This window comes from Marinobacter sp. AC-23, assembly GCF_001858325.1.
Classification (GTDB): domain Bacteria; phylum Pseudomonadota; class Gammaproteobacteria; order Pseudomonadales; family Oleiphilaceae; genus Marinobacter.
This window is the reverse complement of the sequence record NZ_MBPP01000026.1, coordinates 25176-50982: the sequence shown is the minus strand read 5'-3', so window position 1 is coordinate 50982 and position 25807 is coordinate 25176. Positions and strand designations below refer to the sequence as shown.

Here is a 25807-nt window from a genome sequence, read left to right as displayed (position 1 = left end):
AAACCATGGCGACAGATACGGTATCAGCAGTCAGTACCGGCAAAAAAACACCCGTCTCACGGCAGGGCAAGCTATTCCGCATCTACAATCACTACCGGCTGGTCATCAGCCTGATGCTGGTTGCCTTGCTCTTTGTTGATCCGGTAAATTTTGACACTCGCTTCCGGCTTTTGGACTACTACCAGTTTGGCGTGGTGGGCTATCTGGCGCTTAACAGCTTTGTTGCACTCATCATGTTGGCAGGCTTTCAACCGGGACAGCGACACATCACGCTATCCATACTCCTGGATATTCTGATCATGCATGGGTTGCTATTTACCAGCACCGGCATCACCAATGGGCTCGCCAATCTTGTTATTGTTACCGTCGCAGCGGGCAATATTCTTACCCAAAGTCGCATGGGCACATTCTATGCGGCGCTTGCCGCAATTTGCTCGCTCAGCATTTCAGGCTGGGCAGTACTGACCCTCAACGGGCCCGGCGATGATATCGTGCGAGCCGGCTCCCTGGGCATTCTGTACTTTGCTGCCGCCTTTACTCTCCAATACGTCTCCCGACGAATGATGCGCAGCGAAGCACTCGCCACCAGCCGGGCCCAAAGCATTGTTGAACTGGAGCAAATCAACCAGCAAATTATACAACGCATGCGCACTGGCATTCTTGTACTCGATCGATATGGCCAAATGCGCTTGGCAAACGCCGCCGCTGAAGAGCTACTGTTTGGCGCCTCTACAAGCAAGGGCACACCAGCCTCCCGATCACGCGCCCTCCCCCAACCCCTGAAATTAGGCTGGAAGCCTGGCTAAAAAATCCTGAAAGACGCACAGACCCGTTTCAAGCAGCGCCCACCTCACCGCTCCTGCAGGCCAACTTCACCCAGCTAGACCAAGAGCGTGGCGATCAGATTCTGGTGTTCATAGAGGACATGAGCAAAGTGACCCAGCAGGCCCAGCAAATGAAGTTGGCCTCCCTGGGGCGGCTGACGGCTGGCATCGCCCACGAGATACGCAACCCGCTTGGTGCTATAAGTCATGCGGCTCAGTTGATGGAGGAGTCCCCTCATATTGACGTCAGTGACCAACAGATGCTGGATATCATCCGACGCCACTCCAAGCGAGTGAACGGTATAGTCGAGAATGTGCTCAGCCTTTCCCGGCGCATGCCGGCGAATGCAGACCTGGTTGATCTGGTCAGTTGGCTGGAGGAGTTTCGGGCTGATTTCCTGCAGACCCAAGAGACAACCACCCCGCCCTCAAACCTTATCTTGAAAACCGCACCCGGCGTACCTGACGCACGGTTTGACAAGAGCCAGATCGAGCAGGTGCTGGTAAACCTATGCGACAATGGTTTGCGCTACAGTCAGCAGCAGTTAGGCGAACGCAAGATTGAACTGCGCGTGGGCGCCACTGCCGATGGCGAACGCGCTTACGTAGACGTAAGAGACTTCGGCCCTGGAGTTGCTACAGGCACCAGCCACTCAATTTTTGAGCCGTTTTACACCACCGACAAAGGTGGCACTGGCCTCGGGCTTTATCTGGCACGGGAACTGTGCGAGGCTAATCAGGCCCACCTGTCCTTGGTGGAAGACGACCAGGCCGGCTGCTGCTTTCGCATTACCTTTGCCCACCCAGGGCGAATGATCTGACATGGACCCACACAACAAGATGACCACTCACACAGCGCTGATTGTTGATGATGAACCGGATATCCGGGATCTTCTTGAAATTACCCTTACCCGTATGGGTATTAAAACCCTGACAGCCCCAGACCTTACCAGCGCACTCAAACTGCTGGAAAATCATACACCACAGCTTTGCCTGACGGACATGAACCTGCCCGACGGGAACGGTATTGAGTTGGTGCAATGGATTCAACAACACCGGCCCGAGACCCCCGTTGCCGTTATTACCGCATATGGCAGCATGGATACCGCGATCGAATCGCTAAAAGCCGGGGCATTTGATTTTGTGTCCAAGCCGGTTGAGCTATCCCGGCTTAGAGAACTGGTGAGCAGCGCCCTGAGGCTTGCAGAGCCAGCCGCCCAAGAAGATGAGGCAACCGACGAACCCGGGCTTTTGCTCGGTAATTCCTTGCAAATCAAAAAGCTACGCAACCAAACACGCAAGCTCGCGAGAAGCCAGGCACCCGTGTTTATCAGTGGCGAATCCGGTAGCGGAAAGGAGCTGGTGGCACGAATGATTCACCTGCAAGGTCCCCGCAATGACGGGCCCTTTATCGCCGTTAACTGTGGCGCCATTCCTTCGGAATTAATGGAAAGTGAATTTTTCGGCCACAAAAAAGGCAGCTTTACCGGCGCCGTTGAAAACAAAGATGGGCTCTTCCGCTCAGCCAACGGCGGCACACTGTTTCTCGACGAAGTCGCCGACCTGCCCCTGGCCATGCAGGTAAAACTGCTGCGAGCTATTCAGGAAAAAGCAGTACGCCCGGTGGGCGATACCAAAGAAATGCCTGTGGACATACGCCTGCTGAGTGCCACTCACAAAAACTTGGCAGAGCTGGTTCAAGAGGGGAGCTTCCGGCAGGATCTGTTTTACCGGATCAACGTAATCGAACTGGCCGTGCCACCGCTGCGGGATCGCACAGATGATATAGCGCTTCTGGCCAATCACATACTGCAGAGGATTGCCCGGGAGTATGAATGCGATGCGGCAACCCTCACTCCGGATGCTGTCGATCGGCTGAAAGAACATGACTTCCCCGGCAACGTGCGAGAGCTAGAGAACATCCTTGAGCGCGCCTTTACCCTATGTGATGCAGAGCAAATTAGAGCCTCTGATTTACACCTGGGTAACGGGATGGCGACAGAATCTGGCATCTCCGGTGGCACGGTCATCACCGATGCCTGCCCGACATTGGTGCCGGAGGGTGATATTGACCTTGAGGGCTACCTGGAATCTATTGAGCGCCAAGCTATTGAGAAAGCGCTGGAGGCGACTCGGTGGAATAAAACAGCCGCGGCGAAGAAGCTGGGGATTAGTTTTCGGGCGTTGCGGTATCGGTTGAAGAAGTTGGGGATGGAGTGAATAATAGAGAGGCTTTCAGGATGAAAGCCATTAATTTGCCAAGGAGGCTACATGACCATTTCTCAAAACAAAGGATTAACACTCGTTGAGCTGTTAATCACACTAATCGTTCTATCCATAACTTTCAGTATGGCAGTTCCTGCAATGGATCGCGAAATTACCAAGTCGCGCCAGCGAGAGCTGATCGCGACCTATCACGGAGCCTTTTCATTTGCTCGCTCACAAGCGATACATACCGGAACTCTTGTAACCATATGTCCGCTGTCTTCCAACAATCGGTGCATTGACGACTGGACATTACCCGCAGCGATATTTCCAGACGGCGATAAGGATCTACAGCCGGATGAGAGCACCGTTTGGAAATTCATTCAGCCTGTATCAAATTACCGCATTAAATCCCGCACAGGTGGGCGGGGCTACTTAACATTCGGCCCCAAAGGTCTTATTCATGGAGCCAGCGGCTCATTGATCGCATGCCCGGAACAGAATTCACGGCAGCCAATGAGCTACCTCACCGTCAACCGTGGCGGCCGCTTTCGCGCGGTTCATGATAAAGACCTTGATAATAAAATACGGCTATCTTGGGGCGCTCTGATCCAGTGCTAACCCCAAGATCAACTTCTATTTTTTCCAGGTCGTCTCTCCGGTGCCTATGCCACCGCTATTGTCTCTATCCCAGCGCCTGATGCCTTGATTATTCAAATCCAAAAAACCATCCCCCGCTTGAGCGTTCGCGGGGGTTGCTTTTACCAGGAACGCTGCATCCGACGCGCTTTCGATAGTCAGATTATAGTATGCAGTGCCCCCTCCATTGGGCACCTGATCGTAATAAATACTTGGCGCACCAGTGTCACCTCCACCTGATCCCGCACCTTTGTAGGTGTTGCTCACTGTAAAGTGCCGTTCCATCGCCGCAGCCAACCCCATGAGCGCGGATTGCGCTTCCGCCCGCCGAGAGGATTTCACATACTCCTGATAAGAAGGATAAGCCACGGCAGCAAGAATGCCGATAATAGCCACCACAATCATCAGCTCTATCAAAGTAAAGCCGTTATGTGCTCGACTCCTGAATTCAATCACTCAGCTTCCCTCCAGAATGTTTGAGTAAAGGTGCTGCTGTCCTCTACCGGCTCACAGCTAGTACCCACACAAATGAACGCCCCCTCTTCAGTTCTTAGCAGTTTAGGCGCAGGGAAGCCTGGGACTTCTACATCCTGATCGCGGTCGTCCTTGGTCGGTTCTGAATCAGGATCAACATCGTCGCGATTCCGAGCAGGCTTGCCATCACGGAGTACCACCGAATAAAGGCGTGAACGGCCCGTCGACGGCGCACACGCAGATAGTGCTGCAGCGGTTCGTACGTTGTAAATGTAGCTGTTCCACCCACCACAATGCTTGATGACAATATTTTTTCTCCCGTATTCTCAAGCTCGATCATCCAGCCACTGGCCTCAGCCAGGCTTTCCTCGGCAGCAAGTTTCTCCGCATCGGTGCCCTGCCCGATTTTATTGTCTGTGGTATCAAACAGATCGCTCTCTGTAAGAGTGGCATAGGCCACATCACCTGAGCTCGGATCAACTGGCGCCCCAAACAGTGCCGGGATTCGAAGCATATATGCCCGATCTTTGATCACCTTATTCAAGGGGTGTGCCTGGTAGCCCGATCCAATCATTAGGCTCAGATAACGCTTTCCCCAATATCGGCTGATCGAGAGATCAGGGGTATGGTAAAAGCGTCGGGCACTCGCCTCATTATCGCCTGCAAAATCTGCAATGCGTCCACCGTAGGCCAGACTACCTGCAGAGCTGCCATTATTCATATCGAAACGCCAAATTTGCCCCCCCATATCCCCGATATAAACTTGGTCTGCAAGACCGTCACCATCTATATCAAGGACTTTGGGGGATGCGGGCATGCTGTACTTCATCTCACCAAGCTTTAGATTAGCATTTGAACCTTTTGGGCCTGCCCACCAAAGCCGTTTGCCGGTCTCAGCATCTACGATGTACAAGGCGCGCCCCATAGTATCCTCAGTCCGGGTAGTCGCGTTATCCTGATTCGCATCGTACCCTCCGGCAAAAAACAGAACATCCTTAACATCCCCGTCGATATTTATCTTGCTCTTGACTGGTGTAGACCAGCTCTGGCCCAACTCCGCAAATTCCCCTGTACCTCCGGATATGTCCCACAGGGCCTTTGGCGCTGACCTGTCGGTGGCGTCTAATGCATAGTAACTGCGACCACCCCGGCGCATGCCGGTATAAAGGTATACATGATCACCGTCAGCCGCTTTAACATCTCCGTTCGGATTTTTTATCCAACTGACTACAGATCCGTCCATGCCGTAGATCCGATCCGCTACCGTGTCGCTGTTCTGCATAAAAGTTTTTTGGTTCTTCAGTAACTCAGCCGGCATAAATGCGAAATAGGACTCGCCGGTTTCACCATTAATTGCATGGAGATAACCTTGGTTATCGCCAAAAAACACGGCCGTATCCGGGCTGGCCTCGGTGCCACCGTAAACAATCAGTTTCGGCTCCGAATGCAAGGGATCCGAGACAAACTTACGGGCATCGTTGGTCTGGCCATTACCGTTCTCATCCATGACATCCTCACCACGAATCCAGCGTATCAACTCCTTCTGCTCAGCATCACTCATACTGCTATTGCCTAGAAGCGCTTTCGTTAGTGAATCAGTGTTGGAGGTGGCAATAAGATTGTCGTCGGCTGTCAGGTTTTTTCCCTTGATCCAGGTGTAGACCTTTCTGTTATTCGTTGCGCCAGGCAGTTTTGAACGAACTCCTCCGGCCGTTACGGCTTTCCCGTCTGGCGCCAGCGCCCACCAACTTTGTGCCCCATCCTTAAAAAAACCTGTTGCTGAATCTATTGCCTGGTTGCCGTTGGCATCCACAATTTCCCCATCGTTGGAAATCTTGTAACGCTTCAGGTTTCCTTCCCAGAGGGGTCGGGTATCGGGTTCGAAAACAGAGTAATACAGCGCATCAAAATGATTCAGGCGATTAAATGAGTTAACCGCAACACCAGGTGCAACGAACGTACTACTGGTTTCAAGAACACTTCTAACAATATCGTCGAACGCTCCTGCCAATTGAACCGCATCATTCGCTTGATAGTATTTCCCTCCCCCAGCTGTTGCAGCCTTCCCGAGTAGAGAGTCATTAATATCAAACCCAACTGTATATGTAGTCACAGTTTGGTCACCGGCATAAGCGGCGGACATATCATTATTCTTCATATACCCGGCAATCTCATCGAGGCAGTTCCCGGAACAAGATGTACCGATTTCTCTCCCCATTTCACCATTATGATTCGTATCTGCTGTTGGCTCACCGTCTGTCAAGAGAATGATGTTATTAGACTGGCATTCAAGTTCTATAGGCGATATATATTTACCATTTGAAATTGTCTCACCCCTAGGATTTTTATCTAGAAATGGCTTTCCACCTTGATAATATCGCATCGCACCAAACAAAGTTTCTGATAACGGCGTATTTGTGGATGGATACAGTGCATCCACTTCATCTTTAAAATCATCTGCATTGGTCTTAACATCCCTCACGTTATTTAGAACCCGCCCACCTTCGGATGCCTGGTTCAGGTTAAAGGTCATCAAGCCTATATTTACGCCGGTAACAGTATCTGCAAGATTTCGGGCGACACCCTGCATAATTTCCATGCGAGTCATTCTGACGGTTTCGGTACCAGAGTTCTCCCAGTTGAGATAATTGGCAGAAAAATAGTCTCGAAGATCAAACAAACCCCAGTTAAGATTGGTATCTCCATCCGCTTGGCAGTCAGTAGTACTATTATTAACGTCATCCTCATCAAAGCTATTCCATTTATTTCTATAATAGTAGGCCATTCTATAGCTTTTGAGCTCACCAACCTGATCAATTCTATTTAATAGGTCACTGCACCGGATTACCGAGCGTCTAACCTCATACCAATCACCATCTTGCTTATAATAAACATGACTTTTTGAAAAACGACCACTGTAATCCTTATTCGGATTGTAGACGCCGTCTTTGGGAATCACTACGTCCATTTTGCTTCTCATACTCCCAGAATTATCGAGAATGAACAAAATGTTTGGCCTAATACTGGTTTGCGATTCAATATTGAAAAATATTTCGGTATCGTCAGCCCAAGAAAATGATGCCGACAACGAGAGAAAAAGAGACGCGAAAAAGTGCACGTATTTACTTTTAAAAAACCTCACATCTCACCTCCAACAACCCGGCTATTGTAATATACTGAATTGACCTTTCGGGTCACATGATCGATTAATACTACAGCAGAATATTTGGAAGAAACTTTAGTCGCTACTGCCACCTCAACCGCCTTTTCTCCAACAAAAAACTCAATAGATTTTGCTGGAGTATATGTGTCAAATAAACACCCCTCACATTCAGAAACTCTAACTTCTATGACCTTATTATCGGAAGTCGCTACGGGGTAAACGCGGTGAGCCTCTATGCCATCTTCAATAGTAACGATCTCGCCATTGTAAAATTCAGGCTGCTGAGCCTGTGCGATCTGCCCAAGACCAAGAATTACGGAGAAAAACACTAAGTTGGATATTTTCATTTGTTACGCCTCTAACTAATACGGCCTTGTTGAAGCAGACCTGAGTCTCAATAAAAAACAACGCTCACGCCACGAACCACATTGCTTCGGGCTCCTGTACCTGTAACTGTCGCATCCCCAATAAGTTCATAGCGCTGGCGAAACGTTTCTATATCTTCTCCAAATGAGTGCCCCTCAACCAGATTCGCTTCGCCGAGATATCGTAGCTCGGCAGTAGCTGCTTTGCCCGACCCTGCTCCACCATATGCCACGGGTGTGGTGGCAACTCGTATACCAGCATCTAGCGCATCCAAAGCTCGCTTCCATTCAGTCGAGCTGGAGTTCATCGGCTCTAGCTTCCTAAAAAGGTCTTGACTCGCCGCTTCCGCCGCCAAAAAAGCCTGTCGTGCGTTTTGCGCGTTGGCCGACATCCGTTCCTGAAGAATTGATGTTTTCATACTGGTCAGCCCGATAACGGTTATAACCAGTAATATAACCAAGCTGATAATCAGTGCAGCGCCGCGCTGCCCCCTTTTCATTCTTGGAGAATCTGAAAAACGCATTAAACCGGGCTTCATTTCTCTATTTATTAGTTGCATGGGTCACCATCTCCACCATTATTGTCTGCAGTTGCCCACTCCCACTGATCAGTTGTCCCGAACTGTTTGAATTCGCCGCACTGTCGATTTCTGATATCTAATGTACTGACAAAGGCCTTGCGTAAACGCCTGTCTGCCGCATGCGCCTGCTGCCCTGCGGCTGGATTGTCGGCGACAAACACCATGCCTGGCAGCTCGTATGTCTGGCTGTCATCCTGTTGTAAGGCGTTACCCGCAGCACTTACCAACATGCCAACACGAACAGTCACAACATCTTTCCAGTCATCGGCAGTTACGCCCGATGCGTCAACGTAGTTAATGGTGTTGCTACTCGCGTCCGTTCTAAGACCGTAATGAACCTTTAACGCTTCTACGCCCTCAACAAGTTCCTCGCGCTGAAAGCTTGGCGTTGTACTGTTGGGAAAGCTGTTTTTGGCTCGGTAAAGCGCAGAGATACTGTTGCCTTGATCATCTTCTCGGCCGGTATCAGCAACGAAAAAAACGGTACTCTCAAGCGAATAAATTTCTGCATCCTCATCGGCTGTATAGGCCGAAGATAACCGGTCGCTGCTATTTGCTGACGCTGCGTGCGCCACCGAGCCAGAGGGGTTATTGGTTATCCGAAAAACATCTGCAGATTCGCAGCCAGCAACCATTAGCAAAGAGCCCGAGCTAAACGCCGCACTTGACCCAAAAAGCCCCTCAGGATCGGCGATTGGTACCGGAACATCTGCGCGAGCCATATCGCTCGCAATTGTCGCACTAAGCAACCTTGCACGCTGAACCATCAACACATCGCTACCGGGCAGCGCATCGTCTTCAATAATGCCAAGATCTTCGAAGTCTGTTCCGCTATCCCAGCTTGACTGAGTTGCTGCCGTTACCTGCCACCCCATCAACCCCGAATTATATAGATATACGCTATCCTCGCCGGATACGGGCGTAAGTGATGGCGGTGGATTGTTTGCAATGACACGAACCGGAACGGTGTAACTATCGGAGCAACCTTGATAACCAGCCATCCGGACTTCCTGGGACATAATCTCTAAACCAATACGCCCCGACTCCTGAACTCGAGCTAAAGCCTCCCCGACCCTCGTTGTTCTTGATGAATCCATATAAACGGTAAATATACCGAGTATGAGAGTAACACTCAGGGCGAGCGCAATCATGAGTTCAACCAGTGAAAGACCTGACTGAACCGCGATCGGTGTTTTCAAGACAGCTAAGTCATCACGTTTAGAATCACTCATAATGTAAACTCAACAACGGTTTGCTGGTCTTCTGTCGACATAGTCCCCTTGGTCTCATTCCAGCGATCTTCCTTCCAAGTAATTGTAATCGCAAACGTATTCCCTGCGTTTGTTGGGCCACCGCCGCCGGATATAGCCCCCTCGCCTCCGGGTAACATCGCCATATTCCCACTAGCTCCTTCTATCTGTTGCTTCCACGCCTGAATATCAGCTGCCACTCTTTCTGCCCCGGTGCAACCTTTGGCACCACAAGTTGGCGCACTTGGGGCGCTGGTGGTTGAGGCATTGTCGTAACTTCCGCTAATAGCTTCAGCGGTGTTTGATCTCATTCGGTCAGCCATGTCGTAAGCAAGGATAGTCGCCTGGGTACGCAAAAAAGCGCCCTGATTATTCTTAAGGCTGCCCACTGTAAGGCTGGCCATTCCCAGAAGACCAATAGAGAGAACGATCACGGTGACCAGAATCTCTATCAATGTCATACCGCTTTGTCGGCCCGGAGGTTCCATTATTTGTGCTTTGTCGTTATTCATGAATTTATTCCTGGATCCTGAATCAACACTGAAAGTCGACGTTATTATGATCTTCGCGGTTTCCGTTATTGTCACGTGCAGCGGCCCGGGCTTGCCCAGATACAGATAGAATCACGCCCCTAGCTTCGCTTGCACCGAAGGCATCGCATAGTTTGAATGTTATTTGGTTACCGGCTGCTGGCGCGCCGTTTCGAGCCAAAGATATAGATGCGGTGTTAAAATTGGTGCTAGCTCCAGCCTTCACTTTTAGGTTTATCCCGGCAGGCATAGCTCCGACAACTTTCAGCACTGCCTCGCCGGAATCAACACTTCCATTACCGTTGACATCACGAGCGACCAGCCACCCAACATTCCAGTCAGCTTGGCCCGTACAGCTCGTGCCATTATTGGATGAACACAGCAAGACAGGCTCCCCTGGCGACTTGGCCGACTCGCTTCGCGCATACCCGACCAAACCCTGAAGCTCATTAAAGGCTGCAGTTGTGCGGCTACGGGTGACCATATCGCTCATCGCTGGCACCGCTATGGTCGCAACAATTCCAACCACAGCAAGAGTGACCATTAGTTCAATCAGCGTAAAACCACTACTTATCCGGACACGCATAAAACCAGAACCTCTGATAATTTCAATTTCAGATTACAAAACTCTCATGTGAATAAATACCAGGAAACGACAAACGGTGAGTAACGAGTGACGAGTGGCATTTTTGCAATAAAAAAGCGTGATCGAAATCACGCTTTTTTATTGCAAACCAGAGCCTAAGAGGCAGAGGTCATTGAACCTCAACAGCCTCTATCCGCAATTCCTTAGGCATAGAGAACACAATATTCTCCTCACGCCCTGCAATTTCCTCAGGCACATTGCCCCCAAGATCTCGCAGGCGGGCAATCACGTCATTAACCAACACTTCCGGGGCAGAAGCACCCGCGGTTACGCCAACCGATTCTTTACCTTCCAGCCATTGCGGATCAATCTGGGAGGCTTCGTCGATCAGGTAGGCAGGCGTACCCATGCGCTCTGCAAGTTCGCGCAGGCGGTTGGAGTTGGAGCTATTCGGGGAACCCACAACCAACATCAGGTCACAGTCGCCGGCCAGTTGTTTTACGGCATCCTGGCGGTTCTGGGTGGCGTAGCAGATGTCGTCTTTACGTGGGCCTTCTATTTCGGGGAATCGCTCACGCAGTGCGTCGATCACGCGGGCGGTGTCGTCCATGGAGAGCGTGGTTTGGGTAACGTAGGAGACATGGGCCGGGTCGTTTACTTCCAGCCGTGAAACGTCTGCCTCGTTTTCAACCAGGTAAATATTGCCGCCAGTGCTGTGATCGTACTGGCCCATGGTGCCTTCCACTTCTGGGTGGCCCTGGTGGCCAATAAGCACGCATTCGCGGCCATCGCGGCTGTAACGCATAACTTCCAGGTGCACTTTGGTGACCAGCGGGCATGTGGCGTCGAACACTTTGAGGCCACGGCGGGCTGCTTCGTCCTGTACCGCCTGGGAAACACCGTGGGCGCTGAAGATAACCAGCTTGTCGTCTGGCACTTCATCCAGTTCGTCCACGAAAACAGCGCCGCGATTGCGAAGGTTGTCCACAACAAACTTGTTATGCACAACTTCGTGGCGCACGTATATCGGCGCACCGAATACATCCAGAGCGCGATTTACAATCTCGATGGCGCGATCTACGCCTGCACAAAATCCACGGGGGTTTGCCAGTCTGATTTGCATAGTCAGTGCGTCTGCCCTGCCGGTTCTACGTCAACAATTTCTACGTCAAATGTCAGTGTACGTCCAGACAGCGGATGATTGAAGTCAACCTCCACCTCATCACCTTCCACACGGCTCACCATGCCTGGTAACTCTTGCTGGCGCGCATCTGCAAAAGAGATCATCACACCCGGCTCCAGCACCATATCGGCACTGAATTCGTGTCGCTTGAAGGTTTGCAGGTTGTTTGGATTGTGTTGGCCAAAGGCTTTTTCAGGCGGCACCTGATAGCTCGCCTTGTCGCCGGCTTTCATACCCATCAAGTAGGCTTCAAAGTTCTCCGGCAGGCTTTCATCGCCAACTTCCAGCGTTGCTGCGTCTTTGTCGAAGGTAGTATCAACCACGTCGCCGTTTTCAAACTTCAACGCAAAATGCAGGGTTACACGCGTCCCCTTATCTACAGGCAGTTCTTTCATGGACTTATTCGCTCCCGTTCGCAGGCGTACCAGAATCAGTAGGCTTGCGGAACATATCAAGAATCATCATGGCTGCGCCTATGGTAATGGCTGTGTCGGCCAGATTAAATGCGGGAAAGTGCCAGTCTTGCCAATAGAAATGCAGGAAGTCGACAACATAACCGTGCACAACCCGGTCGTACACGTTGCCAAGGGCACCGCCTAAAATCAGAACAATAGCAATGGCCGACCAGGTTTCATGGCGCTGCAAGTTTCTCAGCCAGCCAACCAGTACCACACTGACCACCAACGCCAGTGTCACGAAAAACCAGCGCTGCCAGCCGGCCGCACCCGCAAGAAAGCTGAATGCTGCGCCAGTGTTGTGCAACAGCGTCAGGTTAAACATGGGGATAACCGGCACTGGGTCGCCATAAGTCAGCATGGCCGTAGCCATAGCCTTGGTACCCAGATCGATTACAACGACCAGTGCAGCCAGCCAGAGCCACTTCAGCTGGGTTCCGGTTATTTTCTCACGCATTATTGCTGCATCCATTAAGCAAAGGACCGGGTTTCGCCCGCCCCTTCCACGTTGGTTACACAGCGGCCGCACAGATCCTCGTGCCCAGCGTGAGTGCCCACATCTTCCCGATGGTGCCAGCAGCGCTCGCACTTGGTGTTAGCTGCAGGGCTGACCAATACGCGTAAACCTTCGTAGCTGGTCATTTCGGCACTGCCGGCTTCTGATAATGGCTTCACCGTTGCTTCGGAAGTAATCAGCACAAAACGGAGCTCTTCGCCAAGTTTCTCTAAATCGGCGGCCAAATCACCCCCACAGTAGAGCGTCACTTCGGCACTTAGCGAACCTTTGATTTCACCACGCACACGGGACTCTTCCAGGCGCTTGTTTACAGCTTCTTTCACGCTGTAAATCCGGCGCCAGTATTCGCGACCTAGCTCAACGCTTTCTGGTAGTTCTGCCAAACCCTGGTACCAGGTTTCGTAAAACACGGTATCCCCGTGCTCTCCGGGCAAGTGCTGCCAAATTTCATCTGCGGTGAAACTCAGAATCGGTGCAATCCAGCGCACAAGTGCCTCGGCTACGTGATACAGCGCTGTCTGGCAGGAGCGGCGCGCCACGCTATCAGCCTGGGTGGTGTACTGGCGATCCTTGATGATGTCGAGATAGAAGCCACCAAGCGTGGCTTCACAGAAGCTGTACACTTTCTGGTAAATTCGCAGGAAGTCGTAGTTCTCATAGTCGTCATGCAGTTCGCTCTGCAACTGCAAGGCACGATCTACCATCCAGCGATCCAGTGCAATCATGTCGTCCGGAGCCACCATATGCTGCTTTGGATCAAAGCCGGTAAGGTTGCTCAGCAAGAAACGCGAGGTGTTGCGAATACGGCGGTAGCCGTCTGCGGTTTGCCGCAGGATGTCTTTGGACACCGTCATCTCGCCGCTGTAATCCGTTGCTGAAACCCACAAACGGAGAATGTCGGCACCCAGTTCGTTCATCACTTCCTGAGGCGCGATAACATTGCCCAAAGATTTGGACATCTTGAGGCCTTTGCCATCCACGGTAAAACCGTGAGTGAGCACCTGGCGGTATGGCGCAACGCCGTTCATGGCGATTGAGGTTTTCAACGACGACTGGAACCAGCCGCGGTGCTGGTCCGAACCCTCCAGGTACAAGTCAGCCGGGAACTGGCCCAGCTCTGGGCGCACGCGCAACACAGATTCGTGGGTCACACCGGAATCGAACCATACATCCAGTGTGTCCAGAACTTTTTCATAGTGGTCGGCATCGTCGCCCAACAATTCACGGGCATCAATCTCATACCAAGCATCAATACCATCGCGTTCGATAGCGTTGGCGACTGTTTCAATAAGAGCCTGGGTATCTGGATGCAGCTCCTGAGTTTCTTTGTGAATAAACAGGGTGATCGGCACGCCCCAGGTGCGCTGACGTGAAACACACCAGTCAGGAGACTGTTGAAACATGCCTTCAATGCGATTTTGGCCCCAGGCGGGAACCCAGCGCACGCCTTTGATGGCTTCCAGTGCGTCCGCCCGGAGATTTTCTTTCTCCATGCTGATAAACCACTGCGGCGTCGCGCGGTAGATCAGCGGTGTTTTGGTGCGCCAGCAATGGGGAAAGCTGTGGCGGAACTTTTCTTTGCGTACCAGCTTGCCTTCACGGGCGAGCGCGTCACATACCGGATCGTCTGCCTTATAGACATGCACGCCTGCAAACTCACCGGTAGCGTTGGTGTAGGTACCATCGGCCTGAACCATGTTCAGAGTGCCAATGCCGTAGATCTTGCCAACCACAAAGTCTTCCATACCGTGATCAGGCGCTGTATGAACGGCGCCGGTACCGGCATCGATAGACACGTGATCACCCATGATTGCAGGTACCTGCTTGTCATAGATCGGGTGGTGCAACGAAAGATGCTCAAGATCTGCGCCCAGGCAGGTGCCTAGCACTTCAAAATCCGTAACTTCCCAGCGTGCCATAACACCTTCGACCATGGCTGCTGCCAGAATCATGCGTTCAGGGCCGTTGCCCGCGTCCACCTGTACCAGCGCATAATCCAGATCGGCATTGAGCGAGACCGCCTGGTTGGCAGGAATGGTCCATGGCGTAGTGGTCCAGATAACCACGGACACGTCGCCTTCGCCCTTGTCTGTGCCAAACAACGCCAAGGCTTTGCCCTGATCTACCGCTGTGAAACGCACATCAATCTGCGTGGATGTCTTGTCCTGATATTCCACTTCGGCCTCTGCCAGTGCGGACTGACCTACCACACTCCAGTAAACCGGCTTGTACCCTCGTACCAAGTGCCCCTTAGCGACGATCTTACCCAAGGCACGCACAATGCCCGCTTCCACTTTTGGATCCATGGTGAGGTATGGCTTATCCCACTCACCCATCACACCCAGGCGGATAAAGTCGGCTTTTTGTCCGGCGATCTGCTTGGTGGCGTAATCCCGACAAGCCTGGCGGAAGGTTTTGTAGTCGACTTTTCCACCGGCCTTGCCAATTTTTTGCTCAACCTTGTGCTCAATCGGCAGGCCGTGGCAATCCCAGCCCGGCACGTACGGCGCATCAAAGCCCATGAAACCGCGGGACTTAACAATCATATCCTTCAGGATTTTGTTAACCGCATGACCAATGTGAATGCTGCCGTTGGCGTAGGGAGGGCCATCGTGAAGGATGAACTTTTCACGCCCTTCGCGCTGCTGGCGCAGATTGGCGTATACGTTCAGATCCTGCCACCGCTTGAGCATCTCAGGCTCACGGTTGGCTAGGTTGCCGCGCATGGGAAACGCGGTTTCCGGCAGATTCAGAGTGTGCTTATAGTCGCTCATGGTTTGTGTGCGTACTCTTTTGGTCAGTTTGGGTCAGTGTTGCTTTATCCAGAGTGTTCGGCCAGCCACGCTCTTGCGGCGTCGAAATCCCTGGCAATCTGCGCTTTCAGCGCATCGATGGATTCAAATTTTTCTTCATCCCGCAATCCGTGGCGGAAAACAACGTCAATACGCTGGCCGTAAAGTGTGCCAGTAAAGTCAAACAGGTGCACTTCCAGTGCTGGTTGCTTGCCATCAACCGTCGGGCGCAGGCCGATATTGGCTATGCCGTCGTGGGTGGTTCCGTCATCAAGTTTAACGCCGACAACGTAAACACCCCGCAAGGCGGGCATATGGCGCAACAGGATATTCGCAGTAGGCGACCCGATGCGGCGCCCCAGTTGCCGGCCATAGACCACGCGACCCCGAACGCGATAAGGGCGCCCAAGCAGGGAAGCGGCTTTTTTCAGCTGATTGTTTTGCAGCAGGTTGCGGATTCTCGTGCTGCTTACGCGCTCGCCTGCAACGGTTACTGTGCGGGTATTTTCAACGGAAAACCCTGCGGTTTTCCCGACGTCTTCCAGCAGTGCAAAGTCACCGGAACGATCGCAGCCAAACCGGAAATCGTCACCCACAACAAGATAATTCACCGCCAGCCCATCAATCAGTACATCGTCAATAAAACCCATAGCGGAATAGCCACGAAAGGTTTCATCAAACTTTAGGCAAAGCACAATATCAATATCCGCCGCCATCAGCGTTTCCAGCTTCTGCCGGAACCCCATAAGCCGGGGAGGCGCTTCCATACCCTGAAAGAATTCCCTGGGCTGTGGCTCAAAAACCATGACAACCGAAGGCAAGCTCAAAGCCTCGGCTTTGCTTTTTACTTGATCAATAATGGTTTGATGGCCAGATGAACACCATCAAAGTTGCCTATGGTGGCCACACAGCCTTCTGCCAGCGGTGAATCCACCTGCCTGGAAAGCATTTTCAGGTTGGTCAGGCCCCGGATCAGACGCATGCAATGCGAACCTTCATTTGCCAGTTGGCTTTCAGCGCTTGGTAAGTGTCCAAAGCGCTGGTGAGAAAACGCGCGATTATACCTTACCTCTGGCGAAAATGTCTTACCCGCACCCCGGTCAGGGCCAGAACAATGAAGTAGGCGCTTGCGCTTGCCACAACCAGCACGCCCATATACAACGAACGCTCGATACCATCAGCCGACAACCAGCGCATAACCGGATAATTCAACCACAGAATAACGGCAACCATGGCAGCATTTGCCAAGCCAATTTGCATGAGGTATTTCCCCCAGCCTGGCTGGCTTTTCCAGGCACCCTGCGTTTGAGGCCACGCCATAGCAAAACTGCATTAAGCCATGCCGATAAAGACGTAGCCAACGCCAGGCCCGCATGGGCCAGAGGGACAATCAGAGCCAAGTTGAACACCATATTGGCAACCATGGCAATGATCCCGATTTTGACCGGGGTACGGGTATCCTGCCGCGCGAAAAAGCCCGGCGCCAGCACCTTGATGACCATAAAAGCCAGCAGTCCGGCGGAGTACGCCCGTAAGCTTTGAGCCGACATGGCCACGTCTCTATCGGTGACCTCACCGTAATGAAACAGTGTTGCTATCAGTGGTTCAGCCAGCAACACCAATGCCAAGGCTGAAGGGACCCCTATGATCAGCACCGCGCGCACGGCCCAGTCCAGCGTAGCCGCAAACTGGTCATTGGATGCAGCTGCGTGTTTGCGGGACAAACTTGGAAGGATAACCGTTGCAATGGCAATTCCGAACACCCCCAAAGGTAACTCAGAAAGCCGATCGGAATAATACAGCCAGGAGACGCTGCCGGTTTGCAGGAACGACGCCAAAACCGTATCCAGAAGAAGGTTTATTTGGCTGACCGACACGCCAAAAAGCGCGGGAACCATTAGCTTGAGTATACGGCTGACACCTTCGTGCCGATAATCAACCCGGGGGCGCGGCATAAGCCCTAACCGCATCAGGAATGGCAGCTGGAAAAACAGCTGCAACGCGCCGGCAATAAACACACCCCAAGCCAGAGCCATAATTGGCTCACTCATCAGGGGCGTGAGATAAACCGCCGCGCCAATCATCGCGAGGTTGAGTAAAACAGGTGTAAAGGCAGGCACCGCAAAGCGGTCATAACTGTTGAGAATACCCCCAGCGAACGCCGTCAAGGAAATCATCAGCAAATACGGGAAGGTAATACGCAGCATGTCGCTGGTCAGCGCGAACTTAACGTCATCATCCAGAAAGCCGGGCGCAAAAACTGCAGTAAGAAGCGGCGCTCCTAGCATGGCAACCAGCGTAATGCCCAGCAACACCAGCCCCAAAGAACCGGCGACCGCATCCACTAAACGCTTCACATCTGAAACCGAATGTTTCGCTCGGTAGGATGAGAGCACAGGCACAAACGCTTGAGAAAAAGCACCTTCAGCAAAAAGCCGGCGCAGAAAATTAGGAATTTTAAACGCAACAAAGAACGCATCCGCCCCGGCACCGGCGCCAAAATACCGGGCAATCACCATATCGCGCACCAAGCCCAGTACCCTGGAAAACATGGTCATAATGCCCACCAAACCGGAAGAACGAAGTAGACCGGGCGCCTTGGCTGGGGGCTGTTTTTCTGGAGGCATTGTGGGCTGCGATGACATGCGAGATTTTCCGGGTTGCGCACTCTTTCGGCTAGGTGTTTCGGGAATTACGTGCTCCCCTGCTACACCCGTGTCCGGCGAGCGGCGAGTTTACCACAGGCCTTTTCTGCCGTGGGCACCATATGGTGCTCGGTATTGACATTTGCAGGTTTGAGCGGCATAGTTCCGCGTCATTTATTTCGACGCGCTGGTTTCGGCGCGCCCGCGATTTTAGGAAGCCTCTGGATAGTATATTACCCAGGGATTTCCGTACGAATCATTCAGTAACGAACTTTCAGTACTTCAGGAGTTTTACGGTGGCAAATACCCCGCAAGCCAAAAAGCGCGCACGTCAGAACGAGAAGAACCGCAAGCACAATGCCAGCCTGCGTTCCATGACCCGCACATATATGAAAAAAGTTCAGGCAAAGATTGAGTCTGGCAACCATGACGAAGCTCAGGCTGCCTTCAAAGCTGCTCAGCCAATTATGGACAGCATGGTCAACAAAGGCATCTTCACCAAGAACAAAGTTGCCCGCCAGAAGAGCCGCATGGTCACCAAGATCAAAGCGCTGAAGAGCGCCTGATAGCGCCCAGCGTTAGAAAGCTCTTGTTGCGAATAAAAAAACCGGCCTTCAGCCGGTTTTTTTTGGTTTAGATAATCACCATATTATCTCGGTGAATCATTTCCTCATCGGAAATATACCCCAAAATATCGGCAATACTGTTGCTTGATCGACCAGCGATTGCACGAGCCTCATCCGCATCATAATTTACAAGCCCGCGCGCAACCTCATTACCATCGCGCCCCACACACGACACCATCTCGCCACGCCGAAACTGCCCGACAACACCCTGAACACCTACAGGAAGCAGGCTACGGCCCCCCTGGCGAAGAACTTTCACAGCACCATCATCCAACGTTAGCCTGCCCCGTGTCTGCAAATGACTGGCTAGCCACTGCTTGCGTGCAGCAATGCGACCTTGTTCTGGAAGCAGCAAGGTGCCAACAACATCACCCTGGCGCAACCGACTGAGGACACCTTCAATACGACCGCCTGCAATTACCGTGAACGCCCCGGATCGCGCAGCCAAACGCGCAGCACGAAGCTTGGTTTGCATACCGCCGCGGCCTAGCACACCGGCGCTGCCACCGGCCATGGCGTCAAGCTCACGATCACCCGCAAACCGCTCTGTAATCAAGCTAGCATCCGAGTGCTTGCGCGGGTCTTTATCAAACAGGCCAAGCTGGTCGGTGAGAATAATCAGACCATCAGCCTCAACCACATTCGTAACCAGCGCGCCCAGAGTGTCGTTATCACCAAAACGTATCTCGTCGGTAACGACCGTATCGTTCTCGTTCACGATAGGCACTACGCCGAAATCGAGCAACGCTCTGAGAGTACTGCGACCATTCAGGTAGCGCTTGCGATCGGAAAGGTCGTCGTGGGTCAGCAAAATCTGGGCGGTATGAATGCCGTGGCGTTTAAACTGAGCTCCCAAGTTTGAACCAACCCCATCTGGCCTACGGCGGCAGCGGCCTGCAACTCATGCAACTGCTCTGGGCGTTGCTTCCAACCCAGGCGACTCATCCCCTCCGCCACCGAGCCCGAGGAAACCACCACTAACTCAACGCCCTGCTTTACCAGCGCAGCCATCTGATCAACCCAAAGCCCCAGCGCCTCCACATCCAAGCCTCGGCCATCGTTGGTCAGCAAAGCACTTCCGATTTTAACCACCAGGCGGCGAGCCTGATGCAGCTGGGTACGTTCTGTCATGATACAGGTACTGTCTCTTTCGGTTTACCAGGGTAGCTCAGGCATCAAAAGGCCGGAGTTTAATCCGGCGCGTACACCACCTCGACGTCGTGATCGTCATCATCGTCATCTTCGCGGGCAGCCCGACGAGCCTGCTTTTCTTCCTCTATGCCCGCCCTAGCCTCTTCGTCCATGCGCTGGCGTCTTGCAGCTTCCTGCTCGGCAACTTCAGGATTCTCGGCCTCTTCTTCGGCACGCTCTTCAATCCAGCGCATAACCGCCTGAGTCAGCGGCTTGGTGCCCTCACCACTCAACGCTGAAATACGGAAAACCGGGCCCTGCCAGCCAAGCTCATCAACAATCGCCTGGCAGTGAGCTTCGCGCTCTTCTTCCGGCACCATATCAACCTTGTTCAGCACCAACCAACGATCCCGGTTCGCCAGGGTTTCACTGAACTTCTCCAGCTCATGGACAATCGTATTTACCGCATGGGCTGGCGAGGAACCATCGTAAGGCGCCACATCTACGAGGTGCAGCAGTAAACGGGTACGAACCAGGTGCTTCAGAAAACGAATGCCTAAACCTGCACCTTCTGCGGCACCCTCAATCAGGCCGGGAATATCCGCAATCACAAAACTCTGGTGCGCCTGCACGCTGACCACGCCCAGGTTAGGCACCAGCGTGGTAAACGGATAGTCCGCCACCTTGGGCGTAGCGGCAGACACCGAGCGTATAAATGTAGACTTACCCGCATTGGGCAACCCCAAAAGCCCGACATCCGCCAGCACCTTAAGCTCTAAGCGCAAGTTTCGAAGCTCACCGTCAGAGCCTTTGGAGGTTTGGCGGGGCGCGCGGTTTATGGACGATTTGAAGCGAGTATTACCAAGGCCGTGAAAACCGCCCTGAGCTACCTTTAAGCGCTGACCAATACGGGTCAGGTCGCCGAGCACCTCATGGGTATCTACATCGACCACCGTCGTACCAACCGGAACAGGCAGAACAAGATCGTCGCCCTTGATACCCGTGCAGTTACGACCAGAACCCTGCTCGCCACCCTTTGCCTTGTGCTGACGCTGAAAGCGATAATCAATCAGCGTGTTAAGGGAATCGTCCGCCTCAAGATATACGGAGCCACCATCCCCGCCGTCGCCACCATCGGGGCCGCCTCTGGGAACGTATTTTTCACGCCGAAAGCTCAGGCAACCGTGCCCGCCTTTACCGGCTTCTACAATGATGGTGGCTTCGTCTACGAATTTCATGAAATAAACCCTTTGCGCATGGCGCATAAACTAAAAAGCCCCGCAGCCTCAAGGAAGCTTTGCGGGGCTCCGGGCAACTCTGAACTCTGACTATAACAGCAGAATATCAGGGCTACCCAACGTTCGACAGAACCGGATCGCCGCTGCTTAAGCAGCAGCTGGAACGATGCTTACGAACTTGCGGTTTTGCGGACCTTTTACTTCGAACTTAACCTGGCCGCCTGCTTTCGCAAACAGCGTGTGGTCTTTGCCCAAGCCAACATTGGCGCCCGGGTGGAAACGGGTTCCACGCTGGCGAACAATAATGCTGCCTGCAGATACTGCTTCGCCGCCGTAGCGCTTAACACCAAGCCGTTTCGACTCGGAATCGCGACCGTTACGGGTACTACCTGCTGCTTTTTTGTGAGCCATGATTAGCCTCCTGATTAAGGGGTGTTACCGGGTCTTTTGCCGAGACTAACCCTGGATACCCGTGATCTTGACTTCAGTAAACCACTGACGGTGGCCCTGACGCTTCATTGAGTGCTTACGACGACGGAACTTGATGATGTTAATTTTATCGTGACGACCGTGGCTAACCACCTCGGCAGTCACTTTGGCACCATCAACTACCGGCGCGCCAACTTTGAAGTTGTCGCCATCAGCGATCAGCAGAACGCGGTCAAACTCAATGTTGCCGCCTGTTTCCACTTCCAGCTTTTCCAGCTTCAGCGTTTCGCCTTCTTTAACACGGTGCTGCTTACCACCGCTAACAATAACTGCGTACATTAACATTCTCCGCGATTGACCCATCCCTGCTCTTATCCACCTGCTTCTAAGGGAAGCGCTCTGGCAACCCTATAACAGGGAGCGCAGGTTGGGATGAGTTGGGCGCGTGATTGTACGAAAAGGCGCCCAGTAATACAAGCCAGGTTGACACTAACGGGAGCAATACCTAGCATTGCCGCCACCTGCCTGTATTATCAGCACACTAAATAACTACGACACCAGCAAGGGATCCACAAGCCGCATGACAGCCCAGCGCATTTACGACACAGTGGCAGACGACTTCAGCCGCGTTAATGACCTGATCATCCAGCGGCTCTCTTCGGACGTTCCCCTGGTTGAGAAAATAGCCCAGCACATTATCGAAAGCGGCGGTAAGCGCTTGAGACCTCTACTGGTTTTACTTTCCAGCCGGGCTGCAGGCTATAGCGAAAATGAACACCTGAAGCTGGCCGTGGTGATCGAATTCCTGCATACCGCCACCCTTCTCCATGATGATGTTGTGGATACATCAGATATGCGCCGGGGCCGAAGCACAGCAAATGCCAATTGGGGGAATGCCCCCAGCGTACTGGTAGGTGATTTCCTCTACGCCCGCGCATTCGAGATGATGGTGGAGCTAAAAAGCCTTCCTATTATGCAGGTTCTGTCTCACGCCACGGCGGTGATCGCCCAAGGCGAAGTCATGCAGCTGATGAACATAAAGAACCCGGATCTTACCGAAGATCAATACATGACCGTAATCCACAACAAAACAGCCATGCTCTTCGAGGCAGCCTCTCATACCGGCGCTCTGCTCGCCAAAGCCGACGATGCGCAAGAACAGGCGCTGAAAAACTACGGAAAACACCTGGGGCTGGCCTTCCAACTCGTGGACGATGTTCTGGATTACCGTGGCGACGCAGAAGCCATGGGTAAGAACGTAGGCGACGACCTGGCAGAAGGCAAAACCACCCTCCCGCTGATCCACGCCATGGCGCACGGAAGCGAAGAAGAACGCCAACTGCTCCGCCAAGCTATCCGTAAAGGCGGGCTGAGTGACTTGCCACAGGTTCTCAAAATTATTGAAACGTCCGGTGCGCTGGAATACACCATGGAGAAAGCCAAGGCCGAAGCGGCAAAAGCCTCAGACGCCCTGAATGCTCTTGCCGCTTCGGCCCACAAAGACGCCTTGGAATTATTGACCCAGGTCGCCGTAGCGCGGGTTAGCTAAGACTTTCGCGCCCGTGCGGCGCCGTGAAATTCAGCAACGGCCCCACTGGCACAACCTGGGTGGGGTTGATGGTGCGCTGGCTCACATAATAGTGGCGCTTGATCTGATCAATATTCACTGTGCCCGCCACTCCAGGCACTTGGTACAGATCCCTCAGATACCCCGAAAGCGCTGGAAAATCACTGATACGCTGGCGATTGCACTTGAAGTGACCGTGATACACGGCATCAAAACGTATCAGCGTTGTAAACAACCGCCAGTCGGCCTCTGTTAACTGGCTCCCCGCCAGATAACGCTGCCCGGACAACCGCGCCTCCAGCCAGTCCAGTGAATCAAACAGCGCAGAATACGCGGCTTCATATTGCGCCTGGGCCGTTGCAAAACCTGCCTTATAGACACCGTTATTCACCGTGTTGTACACACGATCATTCACAGCATCTATCTCCGAGCGAAGCGCCTCCGGGTAGAGGTCCACATCGCTGCGCACACCTTCCAGGCCATCAAACGCGGAGTTGAACATGCGAATAATGTCCGCCGACTCATTGCTGGCAATGGTCTTCTGGTGCTTATCCCATAACACCGGAACCGTCACCCGCCCGGAATACTCCGGAGCTGCTTTGGTGTAAACCTGATGCATAAATCGTAAATCGTACAAATCATCCGTGTGTGCTTCTTCATCAGGCCGGAACTCCCAGCCATTCTCAACCATGTCCGGATGCACAACCGACACTGAGATGTGGGCTTCAAGCCCCTTCAGTTTCCGGAAAATCAATGTGCGATGGGCCCATGGACAGGCCAGGGAAACATAAAGATGATAGCGCCCCGACTCTGCCTTGAAACCACCCTCACCCGCCGCGCCCGGCGAACCATCGGCCGTCACCCAATTCCGGAACCGCGCAGCCTCGCGCTCAAACTTGCCACCGGTTTTATCGGTGTCATACCACTGATCATGCCACTTTCCGTCAACGAGAAGACCCATGCTTTTCTCCAATAAATATACTGATGACTTGAGCAGAGTAACGGCGACCCTGCTACCCTCTCAAACAAGCATTTCTGGCCAACAACCTCAGATAATTCGAACATGCAAACAGCTATCACTATAGACGCTCTAAAAGTCCTCGATGCCATCGACCGCAAAGGCAGCTTCGCTGGCGCCGCCAGCGTGCTTTTTCGGGTGCCATCGGCCATCAGCTACACCGTACACAAGCTCGAAGAAGACCTTAACGTCACACTCTTCGACAGAAGCGGGCACCGAGCCATACTCACCCCCGCTGGCCACTATCTACTAGAAGAAGGCCGAACCCTCCTCGAGGCCGCCGAAAATCTCGCACACTCAACCAGGCAAGTGGCCCAGGCTGGGAAACCAGATTGCGGATTGGGATCAATTCCTTACTGCCAGCAGAGTGTCTGTTCCCGGCCATTAAAGACTTTTTCGTACTAGGCGTTCCGGTAGATGTCCAGATTATCGAAGAGGTGTTTGCCGGCACCTGGGATGCTCTCCAAAGCCGCAGGGTGGATCTTGTTATCGGTGCTGACGACATCAGCAAGCCCGCGGGAAACTTTACCAGTGAGATCCTCGGCGAAATGGCCTTTGCGTTTGCCGTCTCCCCAGACCACCCGCTGGCAAGCGCCGAAGAACCGCTAAGCGAAGAAGATATCTGCCAGTTTCCCGCTGCGGTTGCCGCAGATTCATCCCGCTCACTGCCCGCCGGCCACGCTGGCATATTCCACAGGCAGCGTACTTTGACGGGCGCGAATATTGACCACAAAATTGCCATGCAAAAAGCCGGCCTTGGCGTAGGCTGGTTGCCAAGGCCACGAGTAAAAGCGCTTCTTGCTAGTGGCGAGCTCATAGAAAAACGGGTAACCGAACCACGACAACCCATTTCGTTGCAGGCTGCAAGGCACGCCGATGATAAAGGTAAGGCTCTGATGTGGTTCTGGCAAAGACTGATCGGCGACCCGGCAATAACGAGCTGGCTTGAAGACTAAGGCTACCGATTAAACAAACGCTAGAATGACTTCACCGCAGAGTTCTCATAGGCAAATGAGTCAACGGTGTCATCATTTGATTCATCTATACTGCCACGAATCTGAATAACGAACGGAGCCCATTGATGCGGCAACTCTCGGAATTGGACGCCTCCTTCCTGTATCTGGAATCTGAAAACGCGCCGATGCATATCGGCAGCATCTATCTCTTTGATGCCAGCGAACGGGAAACGCCTCTGGCGTTCAGCACCTTTGTTGCTTACCTGCGAAGCCGTCTTCATGTGGTGCCGGTTTTCCGTCAGCGTCTCAAAGAAATTCCCTTGCGCCTGGGCCGGCCATACTGGATTGACGATTCAAACTTCAGTATCGAACGGCATCTGGCCTATGTAAGCCTCGGCGAAAACAGCCGGGAGGCGAACCTGATGACCCTCGCCTCAAAGATTCTGGAAGAACCCCTCAAGCGGGATCGACCGCTTTGGCACATAACGTTCGTAGACGGATTTCGCCTGGGCGGCGAGAAAGAGGCAAGGCGGGCTTCGCACTCATCGTAAAGCTGCACCACGCTGCCATTGACGCGTTCAGCGGCGAAGAAATTATTGGCAACCTGCTGGAATACACACCGGAGCCACAACC

24 protein-coding genes and 3 pseudogenes are annotated in these 25807 nt (G+C 52.9%); 9 read left to right on the top strand and 18 right to left on the bottom strand.

All coding sequences use genetic code 11. The features are described from left to right. The first annotated feature begins 5 nt into the window (after positions 1–5). The 4 genes from BCA33_RS22780 (at position 6) to BCA33_RS10070 (ending at position 3650) form a co-directional block, all read left to right on the top strand. Positions 6–806, top strand: a complete 801-nt coding sequence (locus BCA33_RS22780; RefSeq protein ID WP_368087236.1) for a hypothetical protein — start codon at positions 6–8, stop codon at positions 804–806. 119 nt (positions 807–925) lie between these two features. Continuing rightward, positions 926–1645 (top strand): PAS domain-containing sensor histidine kinase, encoded by a 720-nt coding sequence (locus BCA33_RS22775; RefSeq protein WP_368087235.1) that lies wholly within the window; start codon positions 926–928, stop codon positions 1643–1645. A 19-nt stretch (positions 1646–1664) separates the two neighbouring features. Further along, on the top strand, positions 1665–3044 hold the full coding sequence (locus BCA33_RS10075) for a sigma-54 dependent transcriptional regulator (protein WP_071265518.1): 1380 nt from the start codon (positions 1665–1667) through the stop codon (positions 3042–3044). 51 nt (positions 3045–3095) lie between these two features. Continuing rightward, on the top strand, positions 3096–3650 hold the full coding sequence (locus BCA33_RS10070) for a GspH/FimT family pseudopilin (protein ID WP_071265490.1): 555 nt from the start codon (positions 3096–3098) through the stop codon (positions 3648–3650). A 15-nt stretch (positions 3651–3665) separates the two neighbouring features. On the opposite strand, the gene BCA33_RS10065 is transcribed toward BCA33_RS10070, so the two are convergent. From BCA33_RS10065 to murJ, 13 genes and pseudogenes are all read right to left on the bottom strand, one after another. Next, entirely contained in the window at positions 3666–4124 is a 459-nt protein-coding gene (locus BCA33_RS10065; RefSeq protein ID WP_083394713.1) for a type IV pilin protein, read from the bottom strand. Between the two features lie 127 nt (positions 4125–4251). Next, a complete protein-coding gene (locus BCA33_RS10060; protein ID WP_071265486.1) occupies positions 4252–7284 on the bottom strand; it encodes a pilus assembly protein in 3033 nt (1010 codons plus the stop codon). Continuing rightward, positions 7281–7652 (bottom strand): hypothetical protein, encoded by a 372-nt coding sequence (locus tag BCA33_RS10055; RefSeq protein WP_071265485.1) that lies wholly within the window; start codon positions 7650–7652, stop codon positions 7281–7283. Before BCA33_RS10055 ends, BCA33_RS10060 begins: the two co-directional genes overlap by 4 nt. A gap of 47 nt (positions 7653–7699) precedes the next feature. Further along, positions 7700–8230, bottom strand: coding sequence for a PilX N-terminal domain-containing pilus assembly protein (locus BCA33_RS10050; RefSeq protein WP_217632654.1), 531 nt, complete (start codon positions 8228–8230; stop codon positions 7700–7702). Next, positions 8221–9483: a PilW family protein gene (locus BCA33_RS10045; protein ID WP_083394712.1), complete on the bottom strand. Its 1263-nt coding sequence runs from the start codon at positions 9481–9483 to the stop codon at positions 8221–8223. The genes BCA33_RS10050 and BCA33_RS10045 overlap by 10 nt, the downstream gene beginning before the upstream one ends. Then, entirely contained in the window at positions 9480–10013 is a 534-nt protein-coding gene (gene pilV, locus BCA33_RS10040; protein ID WP_071265480.1) for a type IV pilus modification protein PilV, read from the bottom strand. The genes BCA33_RS10045 and pilV overlap by 4 nt, the downstream gene beginning before the upstream one ends. A gap of 22 nt (positions 10014–10035) precedes the next feature. Continuing rightward, positions 10036–10617: a GspH/FimT family pseudopilin gene (locus tag BCA33_RS10035; RefSeq protein WP_071265478.1), complete on the bottom strand. Its 582-nt coding sequence runs from the start codon at positions 10615–10617 to the stop codon at positions 10036–10038. 169 nt (positions 10618–10786) lie between these two features. Next, on the bottom strand, positions 10787–11740 hold the full coding sequence (gene ispH / locus BCA33_RS10030; protein WP_071265476.1) for a 4-hydroxy-3-methylbut-2-enyl diphosphate reductase: 954 nt from the start codon (positions 11738–11740) through the stop codon (positions 10787–10789). A 2-nt stretch (positions 11741–11742) separates the two neighbouring features. Continuing rightward, positions 11743–12195 (bottom strand): FKBP-type peptidyl-prolyl cis-trans isomerase, encoded by a 453-nt coding sequence (gene fkpB / locus BCA33_RS10025; protein ID WP_071265474.1) that lies wholly within the window; start codon positions 12193–12195, stop codon positions 11743–11745. A gap of 4 nt (positions 12196–12199) precedes the next feature. After that, entirely contained in the window at positions 12200–12727 is a 528-nt protein-coding gene (lspA, locus tag BCA33_RS10020) for a signal peptidase II (RefSeq protein ID WP_071265472.1), read from the bottom strand. After that, positions 12727–15546, bottom strand: coding sequence for an isoleucine--tRNA ligase (ileS, locus tag BCA33_RS10015; protein ID WP_071265470.1), 2820 nt, complete (start codon positions 15544–15546; stop codon positions 12727–12729). The genes lspA and ileS overlap by 1 nt, the downstream gene beginning before the upstream one ends. 44 nt (positions 15547–15590) lie before the next feature. Beyond that, positions 15591–16546 (bottom strand): annotated as a pseudogene (gene ribF, locus BCA33_RS10010) (bifunctional riboflavin kinase/FAD synthetase). Positions 16547–16629: 83 nt separating this feature from the next. Beyond that, positions 16630–18191, bottom strand: a pseudogene (gene murJ, locus BCA33_RS10005) (murein biosynthesis integral membrane protein MurJ). Between the two features lie 314 nt (positions 18192–18505). Here murJ and rpsT point away from each other — a divergent pair. After that, a complete protein-coding gene (rpsT, locus tag BCA33_RS10000; RefSeq protein WP_071265468.1) occupies positions 18506–18775 on the top strand; it encodes a 30S ribosomal protein S20 in 270 nt (89 codons plus the stop codon). Positions 18776–18842: 67 nt separating this feature from the next. Here the strand turns inward: rpsT and proB are convergent. The 4 genes and pseudogenes from proB to rplU all read right to left on the bottom strand — a co-directional run bounded on the left by proB (position 18843) and on the right by rplU (position 21972). Continuing rightward, positions 18843–19966 (bottom strand): annotated as a pseudogene (gene proB / locus BCA33_RS09995) (glutamate 5-kinase). A gap of 59 nt (positions 19967–20025) precedes the next feature. After that, on the bottom strand, positions 20026–21204 hold the full coding sequence (cgtA, locus tag BCA33_RS09990) for an Obg family GTPase CgtA (protein ID WP_071265466.1): 1179 nt from the start codon (positions 21202–21204) through the stop codon (positions 20026–20028). Positions 21205–21351: 147 nt separating this feature from the next. After that, positions 21352–21615 (bottom strand): 50S ribosomal protein L27, encoded by a 264-nt coding sequence (gene rpmA / locus BCA33_RS09985; protein WP_071265464.1) that lies wholly within the window; start codon positions 21613–21615, stop codon positions 21352–21354. A 45-nt stretch (positions 21616–21660) separates the two neighbouring features. Then, positions 21661–21972, bottom strand: coding sequence for a 50S ribosomal protein L21 (gene rplU / locus BCA33_RS09980; RefSeq protein ID WP_071265462.1), 312 nt, complete (start codon positions 21970–21972; stop codon positions 21661–21663). A 241-nt stretch (positions 21973–22213) separates the two neighbouring features. Here rplU and BCA33_RS09975 point away from each other — a divergent pair, with 241 nt between their 5' ends. Continuing rightward, the gene (locus tag BCA33_RS09975) at positions 22214–23182 is read left to right on the top strand and encodes a polyprenyl synthetase family protein (protein WP_071265460.1); all 969 of its coding nucleotides are present in this window, start codon (positions 22214–22216) and stop codon (positions 23180–23182) included. Here the strand turns inward: BCA33_RS09975 and BCA33_RS09970 are convergent. Further along, positions 23175–24161: a glutathione S-transferase family protein gene (locus BCA33_RS09970; RefSeq protein ID WP_071265458.1), complete on the bottom strand. Its 987-nt coding sequence runs from the start codon at positions 24159–24161 to the stop codon at positions 23175–23177. The two genes, BCA33_RS09975 and BCA33_RS09970, sit on opposite strands and share 8 nt — an antisense overlap. A gap of 102 nt (positions 24162–24263) precedes the next feature. Here BCA33_RS09970 and BCA33_RS21740 point away from each other — a divergent pair, with 102 nt between their 5' ends. The 3 genes from BCA33_RS21740 to BCA33_RS21735 all read left to right on the top strand — a co-directional run bounded on the left by BCA33_RS21740 (position 24264) and on the right by BCA33_RS21735 (position 25725). Next, complete coding sequence (locus tag BCA33_RS21740) at positions 24264–24623, top strand: LysR family transcriptional regulator (protein WP_254774323.1); 360 nt, start codon at positions 24264–24266, stop codon at positions 24621–24623. Next, a complete protein-coding gene (locus BCA33_RS09965; RefSeq protein WP_254774322.1) occupies positions 24551–25174 on the top strand; it encodes a LysR substrate-binding domain-containing protein in 624 nt (207 codons plus the stop codon). The genes BCA33_RS21740 and BCA33_RS09965 overlap by 73 nt, the downstream gene beginning before the upstream one ends. Before the next feature lie 125 nt (positions 25175–25299). Further along, entirely contained in the window at positions 25300–25725 is a 426-nt protein-coding gene (locus BCA33_RS21735; protein ID WP_254774321.1) for a wax ester/triacylglycerol synthase domain-containing protein, read from the top strand. The last annotated feature ends 82 nt before the right edge of the window (positions 25726–25807 follow it).

Coding starts and splice junctions, on each gene's coding strand:
- BCA33_RS22780 (WP_368087236.1), top strand. CDS start 6: ATGGCGACAGATACGGTATCAGCAGTCAGTACCGGCAAAAAAACACCC.
- BCA33_RS22775 (WP_368087235.1), top strand. CDS start 926: ATGAGCAAAGTGACCCAGCAGGCCCAGCAAATGAAGTTGGCCTCCCTG.
- BCA33_RS10075 (WP_071265518.1), top strand. CDS start 1,665: ATGACCACTCACACAGCGCTGATTGTTGATGATGAACCGGATATCCGG.
- BCA33_RS10070 (WP_071265490.1), top strand. CDS start 3,096: ATGACCATTTCTCAAAACAAAGGATTAACACTCGTTGAGCTGTTAATC.
- BCA33_RS10055 (WP_071265485.1), bottom strand. CDS start 7,652: ATGAAAATATCCAACTTAGTGTTTTTCTCCGTAATTCTTGGTCTTGGG.
- BCA33_RS10050 (WP_217632654.1), bottom strand. CDS start 8,230: ATGCAACTAATAAATAGAGAAATGAAGCCCGGTTTAATGCGTTTTTCA.
- BCA33_RS10045 (WP_083394712.1), bottom strand. CDS start 9,483: ATGAGTGATTCTAAACGTGATGACTTAGCTGTCTTGAAAACACCGATC.
- pilV (WP_071265480.1), bottom strand. CDS start 10,013: ATGAATAACGACAAAGCACAAATAATGGAACCTCCGGGCCGACAAAGC.
- BCA33_RS10035 (WP_071265478.1), bottom strand. CDS start 10,617: ATGCGTGTCCGGATAAGTAGTGGTTTTACGCTGATTGAACTAATGGTC.
- ispH (WP_071265476.1), bottom strand. CDS start 11,740: ATGCAAATCAGACTGGCAAACCCCCGTGGATTTTGTGCAGGCGTAGAT.
- fkpB (WP_071265474.1), bottom strand. CDS start 12,195: ATGAAAGAACTGCCTGTAGATAAGGGGACGCGTGTAACCCTGCATTTT.
- lspA (WP_071265472.1), bottom strand. CDS start 12,727: ATGGATGCAGCAATAATGCGTGAGAAAATAACCGGAACCCAGCTGAAG.
- ileS (WP_071265470.1), bottom strand. CDS start 15,546: ATGAGCGACTATAAGCACACTCTGAATCTGCCGGAAACCGCGTTTCCC.
- cgtA (WP_071265466.1), bottom strand. CDS start 21,204: ATGAAATTCGTAGACGAAGCCACCATCATTGTAGAAGCCGGTAAAGGC.
- rpmA (WP_071265464.1), bottom strand. CDS start 21,615: ATGGCTCACAAAAAAGCAGCAGGTAGTACCCGTAACGGTCGCGATTCC.
- rplU (WP_071265462.1), bottom strand. CDS start 21,972: ATGTACGCAGTTATTGTTAGCGGTGGTAAGCAGCACCGTGTTAAAGAA.
- BCA33_RS09975 (WP_071265460.1), top strand. CDS start 22,214: ATGACAGCCCAGCGCATTTACGACACAGTGGCAGACGACTTCAGCCGC.
- BCA33_RS09970 (WP_071265458.1), bottom strand. CDS start 24,161: ATGGGTCTTCTCGTTGACGGAAAGTGGCATGATCAGTGGTATGACACC.
- BCA33_RS21740 (WP_254774323.1), top strand. CDS start 24,264: ATGCAAACAGCTATCACTATAGACGCTCTAAAAGTCCTCGATGCCATC.
- BCA33_RS21735 (WP_254774321.1), top strand. CDS start 25,300: ATGCGGCAACTCTCGGAATTGGACGCCTCCTTCCTGTATCTGGAATCT.